The sequence below is a fragment of the Enterobacter sp. T1-1 genome (assembly GCF_000710795.1).
Classification (GTDB): domain Bacteria; phylum Pseudomonadota; class Gammaproteobacteria; order Enterobacterales; family Enterobacteriaceae; genus Enterobacter; species Enterobacter cloacae.
In genome coordinates this window covers 1-10,806 of sequence record NZ_JALW01000079.1, presented here as the reverse complement: position 1 = coordinate 10,806, position 10,806 = coordinate 1, and the positions used below count along the sequence as shown (strand labels likewise).

General features: G+C 53.5%; 6 protein-coding genes. 2 read left to right on the top strand and 4 right to left on the bottom strand.

Annotation, left to right across the window (positions count from 1 at the left end; genetic code table 11):
• Positions 1-39 precede the first annotated feature (39 nt).
• Positions 40-2,637, bottom strand: a complete 2,598-nt coding sequence (acnB, locus tag AK59_RS0121275; protein ID WP_013095602.1) for a bifunctional aconitate hydratase 2/2-methylisocitrate dehydratase — start codon at positions 2,635-2,637, stop codon at positions 40-42.
• A gap of 891 nt (positions 2,638-3,528) precedes the next feature.
• Here acnB and AK59_RS0121265 point away from each other — a divergent pair.
• Both AK59_RS0121265 and AK59_RS0121260 read left to right on the top strand, forming a co-directional pair.
• The gene (locus tag AK59_RS0121265; RefSeq protein ID WP_029883772.1) at positions 3,529-5,073 is read left to right on the top strand and encodes a DUF3300 domain-containing protein; all 1,545 of its coding nucleotides are present in this window, start codon (positions 3,529-3,531) and stop codon (positions 5,071-5,073) included.
• Positions 5,074-5,083: 10 nt separating this feature from the next.
• Entirely contained in the window at positions 5,084-5,875 is a 792-nt protein-coding gene (locus AK59_RS0121260; RefSeq protein ID WP_029883771.1) for a DUF2950 family protein, read from the top strand.
• A gap of 84 nt (positions 5,876-5,959) precedes the next feature.
• Here the strand turns inward: AK59_RS0121260 and AK59_RS0121255 are convergent, their stop codons facing one another.
• The 3 genes from AK59_RS0121255 to aceF all read right to left on the bottom strand — a co-directional run.
• Positions 5,960-7,357, bottom strand: a complete 1,398-nt coding sequence (locus AK59_RS0121255) for a hypothetical protein (protein ID WP_231501508.1) — start codon at positions 7,355-7,357, stop codon at positions 5,960-5,962.
• 217 nt (positions 7,358-7,574) lie between these two features.
• Positions 7,575-8,999: a dihydrolipoyl dehydrogenase gene (gene lpdA, locus AK59_RS0121250; protein ID WP_014830669.1), complete on the bottom strand. Its 1,425-nt coding sequence runs from the start codon at positions 8,997-8,999 to the stop codon at positions 7,575-7,577.
• 197 nt (positions 9,000-9,196) lie between these two features.
• On the bottom strand, positions 9,197-10,806 hold a 1,610-nt coding region (gene aceF, locus AK59_RS0121245), incomplete at its 5' end, for a pyruvate dehydrogenase complex dihydrolipoyllysine-residue acetyltransferase (protein ID WP_029883769.1).

Sequence of the window (10,806 nt, the reverse complement as noted above, 5' to 3'; positions counted from 1 at the left end):
GCAAACACTAAAAACCGTCTCGTGGAGACGGTTTTGCTTTTATACCGCCGTCTGGAAGATCACCCCGTCAGCTTTCTCGGTGTACTGAGAGAGCTGGTCGAAGTTCAGATAGCGATAGGTATCCACCGCCGTCTTATCAACCTGAGCAACGAAGGTCTGGTACTCTTCCGGCGTTGGCAGTTTGCCAATCAGCGCCGCAACCGCCGCCAGCTCAGCAGACGCCAGGTAGACGTTCGCACCGGTACCTAAACGGTTCGGGAAGTTACGGGTAGAGGTGGAGACCACCGTCGCACCGTCTGCCACGCGCGCCTGGTTACCCATACACAGGGAACAGCCCGGGATTTCGATGCGCGCACCGCTCTTACCAAACACGCTGTAGTAACCCTCTTCAGTCAGCTGCGCCGCATCCATACGGGTTGGTGGCGCTACCCAAAGGCGGGTTGGCAGTTGGCCTTTATGAGTATCCAGCAGTTTACCGGCAGCACGGAAGTGACCGATGTTGGTCATACAGGAACCGATGAACACTTCGTCGATCTTATCGCCCTGCACGTCAGACAGCAGACGCGCATCGTCAGGATCGTTCGGTGCACAGAGAATTGGCTCTTTAATGTCTGCCAGATCGATATCGATCACCGCCGCATATTCTGCGTCAGCATCGGCTTCCAGCAGTTGCGGATCCGCCAGCCATTTCTCCATCCCCTGAATACGACGCTCCAGCGTACGACGGTCGCCGTAGCCTTCCGCAATCATCCACTTCAGCAGGACGATGTTAGAGTTCAGATACTCAATGATCGGCTCTTTGTTCAGCTTGATGGTACAACCCGCGGCGGAACGCTCTGCGGACGCATCGGTCAGCTCGAATGCCTGCTCAACTTTGAGGTCCGGCAGCCCTTCAATTTCCAGGATGCGGCCAGAGAAGATGTTTTTCTTACCTTTCTTCTCAACGGTCAGCAGGCCCTGTTTGATGGCATACAGAGGGATAGCGTGAACCAGGTCGCGCAGGGTGATACCCGGCTGCATTTTACCTTTGAAGCGCACCAGTACCGATTCCGGCATATCCAGCGGCATTACGCCGGTCGCTGCGGCAAACGCCACCAGACCGGAGCCCGCCGGGAAGGAGATACCAATCGGGAAACGGGTATGGGAGTCACCGCCGGTACCCACGGTATCCGGCAGCAGCATACGGTTCAGCCAGGAGTGGATAACGCCGTCGCCCGGACGCAGGGAGACGCCGCCACGGTTCATGATGAAGTCTGGCAGCGTGTGGTGCGTGGTTACGTCAACCGGCTTCGGATACGCCGCCGTGTGACAGAAGGACTGCATGACCAGATCGGACGAGAAGCCCAGGCACGCCAGGTCTTTCAGCTCGTCACGGGTCATTGGGCCAGTGGTGTCCTGAGAGCCCACAGAGGTCATCTTCGGCTCGCAGTAAGCGCCAGGACGGATACCGGCAACGCCGCACGCGCGGCCAACCATTTTCTGCGCCAGCGAGAAGCCACGATTGCTTTCTGCTACGTCTTTCGCATGACGGAACACGTCTGAGTGCGGCAGACCCAGCGCTTCACGCGCTTTGGTGGTCAGGCCACGACCGATGATCAGCGGGATACGGCCACCGGCACGCACTTCGTCGATCAGCACATCGGTTTTCAGCTCGAAGCTCGCCAGCAGCTCGTTGGTGTCGTGGTTACGGACTTCACCTTTGTACGGGTAAACGTCAATCACGTCGCCCATGTTCAGGTTAGAGACATCCACTTCGATTGGCAGTGCGCCAGCATCTTCCATGGTGTTGAAGAAGATTGGGGCAATCTTACCGCCCAGGCACAGGCCGCCACCGCGTTTGTTCGGCACATGCGGAATATCGTCACCCATAAACCACAGGACGGAGTTAGTGGCGGATTTACGGGAAGAACCGGTACCGACAACGTCACCGACGTAAGCCAGCGGGAATCCTTTTTTCTGCAACGCTTCGATCTGTTTGATCGGGCCGACAACACCTGGCTGATCCGGCTCAATGCCTTCACGGGCGTTTTTCAGCATCGCCAGTGCGTGCAGCGGGATATCCGGGCGAGACCACGCGTCCGGTGCCGGAGAGAGGTCATCGGTGTTGGTTTCACCGGTCACCTTAAAGACGGTAACGGTAATTTTTTCAGCCAGCGCTGGACGGTTCAGGAACCATTCGGCATCAGCCCAGGACTGCATCACCTGCTTCGCATAGACGTTGCCTGCTTTGGCTTTTTCTTCCACATCGTAGAAGTTATCGAACATCAGCAGCGTTGAAGAGAGCGCTTTAGCGGCAATCGGTGCCAGCTTGTCGTTATCCAGCGCGTCAATCAGCGGATGAATGTTATAACCACCCTGCATGGTGCCGAGCAGTTCAATGGCTTTTTCAGGAGTAACCAGTGGGGAGGTGGCTTCGCCTTTGGCGATAGCAGCAAGGAATCCGGCTTTTACGTAGGCAGCTTCATCTACGCCAGGCGGTACGCGGTTGATCAGCAGATCTAACAGGAATTCTTCTTCGCCCTTAGGCGGGTTCTTCAGCAGCTCGACGAGCGCGGCCATTTGGGTTGCATCTAACGGTTTGGGTACAATTCCCTCGGCGGCACGTTCTGCTACGTGCTTACGGTATTCTTCTAGCACGACGGTTCTCCTCGCTCTCATTGTCATATGCGGCGGGCGTTCTCTTCACGCTCCTGTGAGACAGCAGTTTGTAGGGTAAATGCCCGATACCGCGTCGGGCAGCATAGCAGGATTTCTGCACAGTGTTAATCCGTTTACAAAAAAGCAACATTAAAAAATTTGCTGAATCGTTAAGCATGGTGTAGAGGGCTGACGGGTGGAATTTTGGCAACAAAAAAACCGCCTGAAAGCGGTTTATTTGTTGCCTTGCGGTGGTAGCACACCGGGTTGGCAGATTTGCGGCAACACCAACGTGAAATATTGTGCATCACTCCCTGTGGGCTTGCAAGCTGCTATCACGATTTTGCGTAGCGCCTTCCCATTTCGTATGAAAGCCCATGTAATTGCATTTTTTGCCTTTTTCAGATCCATTGAATTGACTATTCTTCTCCGCGGCCTGCTCCGCTGGTGTAGCAACCAGTCACCGGGCCCGGGAGCAGTTCCTTCATCTACGCGGCAACATCAACTTGCCAGGTTCTGCCTTTCCCGGTGAAGAATGAACCCGCGTAGCCTGTACAGGAACGCACGCAATGGAGATGCGAATCACTGCGCTGATCGTTGCGCTCGGTTTACTGCTTACGGCACTGCACGGTGGCTGGAACATATCCGACATCACAGTGCTGTTTGTTGTCAACCTCGGCAACTAGCTGCTGGCCGCTCGCAAGAGCGGCCTTCTGAAATCCCAGCGGCTTTTCAGCTATCACATATAATTGTGTAATAAATACTCACACTCTTTATCCGGACGTACCGGCAGTTCCCCAACAAAAGTCAAAACAGTAAAAGGCGAGTGAATAATACTCACGCCAACCGTAACGCCTCACGGCACAGCGCTTGTCTCGTTGGAGTCATTTTATGAAGTTGCCCTTTAAACCACATCTGCTTGTTCTTCTGTGCAGTGCCGGGCTGTTTGCCGCCTCAGGCGTCATGTTTGTCAAAAGTCGGGCGACAGAGCCTGTCGTCCCCGCTCCCGTCGCACAGCAACCGGTAACCCCCGCAGCAGCGCAACCCGCCCCTGTCGTCGCCCCAGCCTATACGGCCGCGCAAATCGATCAGTGGGTTGCTCCCATCGCGCTCTATCCGGATGCCCTGCTGTCCCAAATTTTAATGGCCTCGACCTACCCGGCCAACGTCATCCAGGCGGCGCAGTGGTCCAAAGACAACCCTAAAATGGAAGGAGACGCCGCTATCCAGGCCGTTGCCAGCCAGCCCTGGGATCCCAGCGTAAAATCGCTGGTCGCGTTTCCTCAACTGATGTCGCTGATGGGTGAAAACCCGCCGTGGGTACAAAATCTGGGGGATGCGTTTCTCGCGCAACCGAAGGATGTCATGGATTCCGTCCAACGCCTGCGCGCGCTGGCTCAAAAGACCGGCGCCTTACAATCGACGCCTCAGCAGACGGTCACCACCGTGACGAAACCTGCCCCGGCCAAATCGGCCACCAGCGAATCGACGACTTCCACCACGCCTGCCCCGACGGTGATCAAAATTGAATCCGCGGATCCGCAGGTCGTTTACGTCCCCACCTATAACCCCAATACCGTCTACGGTATCTGGCCAAACACTGCCTATCCGCCAACCTATCTTCCTCCTTCACCGGGAGAGCAGTTTACGGACAGTCTGGTCAAAGGCTTAGGCTTCAGCCTGGGCGTGGCGACAACCTACGCCATCTTCAGCAACATCGACTGGGATGATGACGACGACTGGGACCACCATCATGACGATGACTGGAATCACGGCGGCTATAACCGCAACGGTGATAACAATATCAATATTAACGTCGAGAACTTCAACAAAATCAGTGGTCAACGCCTGACGGATGCCAACCGCACCTGGCAGCATAACCCGGCGTATCGGGAAGGTGTGCCCTACCCCACCAGCCAGCTTAATAACCGCTTCCATTCCACTAACACGGTAACGGGGCTCAGTTCTACGCAGCAAAAACCGGTTAACCGCGACAGCCAGCGTCAGGCGGCCCTGAGCCAGATAGAGAAATCGACGGGTAAAACCTTCCCGCAAACCGCGCGTCCGGGAACCAGAGATGCACAGCACCAGGCTTCAGGCGAACAGCTGAAGCAGATATCCCAGCGCAACAACTACCGTGGCTACGACACCAGACCGCAAACGGCAAAGCGAACCACCTCGCAGCAGCGTGATAATCACCCTGCCGTAACCCAGCGACAGGAGAAACGGATCGCGCAGCCAGCTCAGCAACGCCATATCCCGCAGCGAACCAGCCAGCCTCGCGCAAATGCGCTGAGCGGTAACGACAGCCGCTCTGCCAACTGGCAAGCCCAGCAGCAGCGGGGAGCGCAAAGCAGACAACTGGCTGCCCGTCATCAGCAGCCGCGTCAGGCTCCTGCCGGACGTGCTGAACACCGTGAATTCCGTCATCGTTAAGGGAGTCAACATGAAAAAGAATCTTGTCTGTGGAATGGTGTTGTTCATGATGTCCGCCGCTGCGATGGCACAGCAATCCTTCAGCACACCCGCTCAGGCGACCGATGCGCTGGCGCATGCCATCAGTGAGCAGAATGAAACGGCGATGAACAATCTGCTTGGAGAGAACTGGCGCGATTTTCTGCCGCCTGAAGGGGTCGATCCTGATGCCGTCGATCGTTTCCTCCGCGACTGGAAGGTGCGGCACAACACGGTTATCGACGGTAATACGGCGCATCTGGTCGTCGGAAATAACGACTGGCAGTTGCCCATCCCGGTTGTCAAAACCGCTGCCGGATGGCAATTCGATATCAAGGAGGGCGCCGAGGAGATCCTGACCCGCGAGATCGGGCGTAACGAGCTTGCCGCCATCGAAGCATTACATGCCTATGTGGATGCCCAGCAGAGCTATTTCGCCATGAATCAAAAATACGCGCAGAAAATTGTCAGCTCTGAAGGGAAAAAAGATGGTCTCTATTGGCCCGTTTCGCCGGGTGAAGCCCCCAGCCCGCTGGGGCCGGCCTTCAGCCCCAAAGAGCCCGGTGCAGGCTATCACGGCTATCGGTTCCGTATCCTGCCTGATGAGAAAGGCTTTGCGATGGTGGCATGGCCCGTCAGTTATGGCCAGACAGGCGTCATGAGCTTTGTGATAAACCAGGATGACAAAGTGTACCAGGCCGATCTCGGCAATGACTCTGAGCAGAAAGCCCAGGCGTTAACCGCCTATAACCCGGATAAAACCTGGCAGCCTGTGGCTCCATAACTTCCAGTTGGTACTTGGCTTGTGAGCCAAAAGATTAAAAGTTTGAATGGCCGGGTAAGATCACCTTACCCGGCATAAAGGCATTTAGTTAAAGCTATAGGTTACCTGTCCCTGTATATCTGCAGGCATCTTTGTAAACGATGGAGAATCCTCTGCACCCCATTCAAAAATATGACCGTCATCTCTTAGCGCGCATAAACTGTATCCGCTTGCGTAGATTGCGCGGATATTATACAGCTCATCTTTTACTGAGGTTGTATCCCCACCTCCAGGCATTCCCCAAGCAACAACGGTGCCGTCACGGCGGAGTGCTGCAAACGAATCACATGATGCAGTCAGGGAAACAACATCAGATAAATCCTCCGGCATTTTTATATCGTATATTAATACTTCACCCCAACAATAAACTTTACCTTCAGATGTTAAAAAAGCATAACTGCCGTTTACAGCCCCTTGGACATCAATGATATTTGTCAGATTTGCAATATCTTGAGGCATTTCACGCAGGTGTATGCCATATCCCCAAAAAACAACACTACCATTCTTTCTTAAAGCAATAAATGAATGGCTAGTAGTATGTATTGAGGCAATATCGGTTAAGCTGGCAATACTTTCTGGAATTTGGCCACCATAATAAGTGTTACCCCATGCAAAAATGCTTCCAGACTTTCTCAACGCAACGAAAGCCCCTTTATTAGCATAAAGTGTAGCAACATCATTAACACTCTTTAAGTGCTCCGGAAGTTCACCACCATAAGACGCTTGCCCCCATGTTACAATATGACCACTCGATGTTATTGCAGCAAAGGCATATTCATTGGTTTGTATAGCAACTAAATCTTTGCGCTCTGCAATGTCCTGTGGGAAATCATCATGAGACATGCCATCGGTCCACTGGACGACCTGATTATTTGCTCTTAATGCCAGATAGGTATAATTTCCATTATCATCACCATATTGAGCAACTTTAATATCAACAATATCATTCAGTACGGCAACATTATCGGGTAACGGATTATTGTCATCAACGGACCAGGTAAACACCTGTCCATTGGCATTAACGGCCGCCGAAGCATCCACTCCACCGTAAATAGCATTGACGTTATGATTGCGATCGCTTGTAGGAGAAGTTCCACCACACGTTGGCGTTCCCCACGCAACTACCGTTCCGTCATTTTTGATTACGGCTAAAGCAAAGCCTGCTCCACCAAAATTACTGATATTGATAATTTCCCCCTGCCGATATACATCAGAAACTGCAAGCAGGCGTTTGTTCGGTCGTGTATCGGTAAAAATAGTACCGGTGAAACGAACCGTGGGTTCATCTTCATAACTCCAGTCAACGCTTACAGGCTGTAATGTCTCCTGATCAAGCGCAACCAGTTTATGAACAGCGTTTTTCATATAACCTTGCCCGCATTGCGTTCTGGCCCCCATTATTCGTAACGTTTTATTTCCAGACGCTACTTGTTTATTGTCCATGCTCGATTCCTCTCTTTGTTCCATTAATTAAAAGAGAGTATTCACGATATAAAATAACCAGCGCAAGAATAATAACCATCCGGAACAGGACATTAATATTAAATGATATTTTGAAATTTAATCCGTTAAAATTCTCAAGCCTAATAAAAAAGCCCCTACTCATCAGCAACCTGACTTTCGGGGCTTCATTTAGTTGGAACAACTAAAGAATGCTATATTACTTCTTCTTCGCTTTCGCGTTTGGCAGGTCGGTGATGCTACCTTCAAACACTTCTGCCGCCAGGCCCACGGACTCGTGCAGAGTTGGGTGAGCGTGGATGGTCAGCGCGATGTCTTCCGCGTCGCAACCCATTTCGATCGCCAGACCGATTTCACCCAGCAGCTCGCCGCCGTTGGTACCGACAATCGCACCACCGATAACGCGGTGAGTTTCTTTGTCGAAGATCAGTTTGGTCATACCGTCTGCGCAGTCGGAAGCGATAGCACGGCCAGAAGCAGCCCACGGGAAGGTGGCGGTTTCGTAGCTGATGCCTTTCTCTTTCGCTTCTTTCTCGGTCAGACCGACCCATGCCACTTCTGGCTCGGTGTACGCGATAGATGGGATCACTTTCGGATCGAAGTAGTGTTTCATGCCGGCGATAACTTCAGCGGCAACGTGACCTTCGTGAACACCTTTGTGCGCCAGCATTGGCTGACCGACGATATCGCCGATAGCAAAGATGTGCGGCACGTTAGTGCGCAGCTGTTTGTCAACGCGGATGAAGCCACGGTCGTCCACTTCCACGCCAGCTTTACCTGCGTCGAGGTTCTTACCGTTCGGCACACGGCCGATCGCCACCAGCACGGCGTCGTAACGCTGTGGTTCGGATGGCGCTTTTTTACCTTCCATGGAAACGTAAATACCGTCTTCTTTCGCTTCAACGGCAGTCACTTTGGTTTCCAGCATCAGGTTGAATTTCTTGCTGATACGCTTGGTGAAGACTTTAACGATGTCTTTATCCGCAGCCGGGATAACCTGGTCGAACATTTCAACCACGTCAATGTCTGAACCCAGTGCATGGTAAACGGTACCCATTTCCAGACCGATGATACCGCCGCCCATAACCAGCAGACGTTTTGGAACGGTTTTCAGTTCCAGGGCATCGGTGGAATCCCACACGCGTGGATCTTCATGTGGAATGAATGGCAGTTCGATCGGACGAGAGCCCGCCGCGATGATCGCGTTGTCGAAGTTGATTACGGTTTTGCCGTTTTCGCCTTCCACTTCAAGGGTGTTCGCGCCGGTGAATTTACCCAGACCGTTAACCACTTTCACTTTACGGCCTTTCGCCATGCCAGCCAGACCACCGGTCAGCTGAGTGATAACTTTCTCTTTCCAGGTACGGATTTTATCGATATCGGTTTTCGGCTCGCCGAAGACGATACCGTGTTCAGCCAGCGCTTTGGCTTCTTCGATAACTTTCGCTACGTGCAGCAGCGCTTTAGAAGGGATACAACCTACGTTCAGACAAACACCCCCAAGGGTGTTGTAACGTTCTACGATGACGGTTTCCAGACCTAAATCAGCGCAACGGAAGGCTGCAGAGTAACCTGCGGGACCTGCCCCAAGTACCACGACCTGAGTTTTGATTTCAGTACTCATCATGACCTCTTATTGATTTCCGGCGGTCCAGGTACTTGTCGCCCTTCATCCACCGGGACGTTCTATCCGCTCGCAGTTTACAAAATTGTTAACAATTTTGAAACAACAAACGGCTCACGAATTGTCGCTTTCGCCAATAACCTCACAAACCACATGAGATTAACAGAAAAAAGCCGGCCGACTGGCCGGCTTTTCACTTACATCACCAGGCGGCGAATGTCGCTCAGCATGTTGTTGATGATGGTGATGAAACGCGCACCATCAGCACCGTCGATCACGCGGTGGTCGAAGGACAGAGAGATTGGCATCATCAGACGCGGCACGAACTCTTTGCCATTCCACACCGGCTCCATCGCGGACTTGGACACACCGAGGATAGCCACTTCCGGCGCGTTAACAATCGGTGCGAAGTGGGTAGTACCCAGGCCGCCGATGCTGGAGATAGTGAAGCAGCCGCCCTGCATTTCGCCGGCAGTCAGCTTACCATCACGCGCTTTTTTGGAGATGGTGGTCAGTTCACGGGACAGCTCAGTGATGCTCTTCTTGTTCACGTCTTTGAAGACCGGAACAACCAGACCATTTGGCGTATCAACCGCAACACCGATGTTGATGTATTTCTTCAGCGTCAGCTTCTGGCCATCTTCGGACAGGGAGCTGTTGAAGCGTGGCATCTGCTCCAGGGCAGCGGCAACGGCTTTCATGATGAAGACCACTGGGGTGAATTTCACGTCCAGTTTACGCTTCTCAGCTTCGGCGTTCTGCTGTTTACGGAACGCTTCCAGATCGGTGATATCGGTTTTGTCGAAGTGCGTAACGTGCGGGATCATGACCCAGTTACGGCTCAGGTTAGCACCAGAGATTTTCTGGATGCGGCCCAGTTCCACTTCTTCAATTTCACCGAACTTGCTGAAGTCCACTTTCGGCCATGGCAGCATGCCCGGGATACCGCCGCCTGCGGCTGCAGCTGGTGCAGCTTCAGCGCGTTTCACCGCGTCTTTCACATAAGCCTGAACGTCTTCGCGCAGGATACGACCTTTACGGCCAGTCCCTTTCACTTTCGCCAGGTTCACGCCGAATTCGCGCGCCAGGCGACGAATCAGCGGGGTCGCGTGGACGTAAGCGTCGTTTTCAGCGAACTCAGATTTGCTTTCCGCTTTTGCAGCAGGTGCCGCTGGTTTAGCAGCCTGAGCCGGTGCAGCAGCCGGTGCTGGAGCAGCCGCGGCAGCCGGAGCGGCAGCAGGCGCAGCGCCTTCCACTTCGAAGACCATGATCAGAGAACCGGTAGAGACTTTGTCGCCGGTGCTGATTTTGATCTCTTTAACGGTACCCGCGAACGGCGCAGGCACTTCCATAGAGGCTTTGTCGCCTTCAACGGTGATCAGTGACTGTTCAGCGGCAACTTTGTCGCCCACTTTCACCATCACTTCGGTCACTTCGACTTCGTCACCGCCGATGTCAGGAACGTTAACGTCTTTCACGCCGCCTGCTGCTGGTGCAGCCGCTGGAGCCGGAGCTGCAGCCTGAGCTGGCGCAGCGGCAGGGGCAGCACCCGCCACTTCGAAGATCATGATCAGAGAGCCGGTAGACACTTTGTCACCGGTGTTGATCTTGATCTCTTTAACGGTGCCCGCGAACGGCGCCGGCACTTCCATAGACGCTTTATCGCCTTCTACGGTGATCAGAGACTGCTCAGCTGCAACGGTATCGCCCACTTTCACCAGGATTTCAGTGACTTCAACTTCGTCACCGCCGATGTCAGGCACGTTAACTTCTTTCGCTGCCGCGGCAGCTGCTGGAGCAGCGGCGG

Excerpts from the sequence above, each read along its gene's own strand:
- AK59_RS0121265 (WP_029883772.1), top strand. The coding sequence starts at position 3,529 with ATGAAGTTGCCCTTTAAACCACATCTGCTTGTTCTTCTGTGCAGTGCC.
- AK59_RS0121260 (WP_029883771.1), top strand. The coding sequence starts at position 5,084 with ATGAAAAAGAATCTTGTCTGTGGAATGGTGTTGTTCATGATGTCCGCC.
- AK59_RS0121255 (WP_231501508.1), bottom strand. The coding sequence starts at position 7,357 with ATGGACAATAAACAAGTAGCGTCTGGAAATAAAACGTTACGAATAATG.
- lpdA (WP_014830669.1), bottom strand. The coding sequence starts at position 8,999 with ATGAGTACTGAAATCAAAACTCAGGTCGTGGTACTTGGGGCAGGTCCC.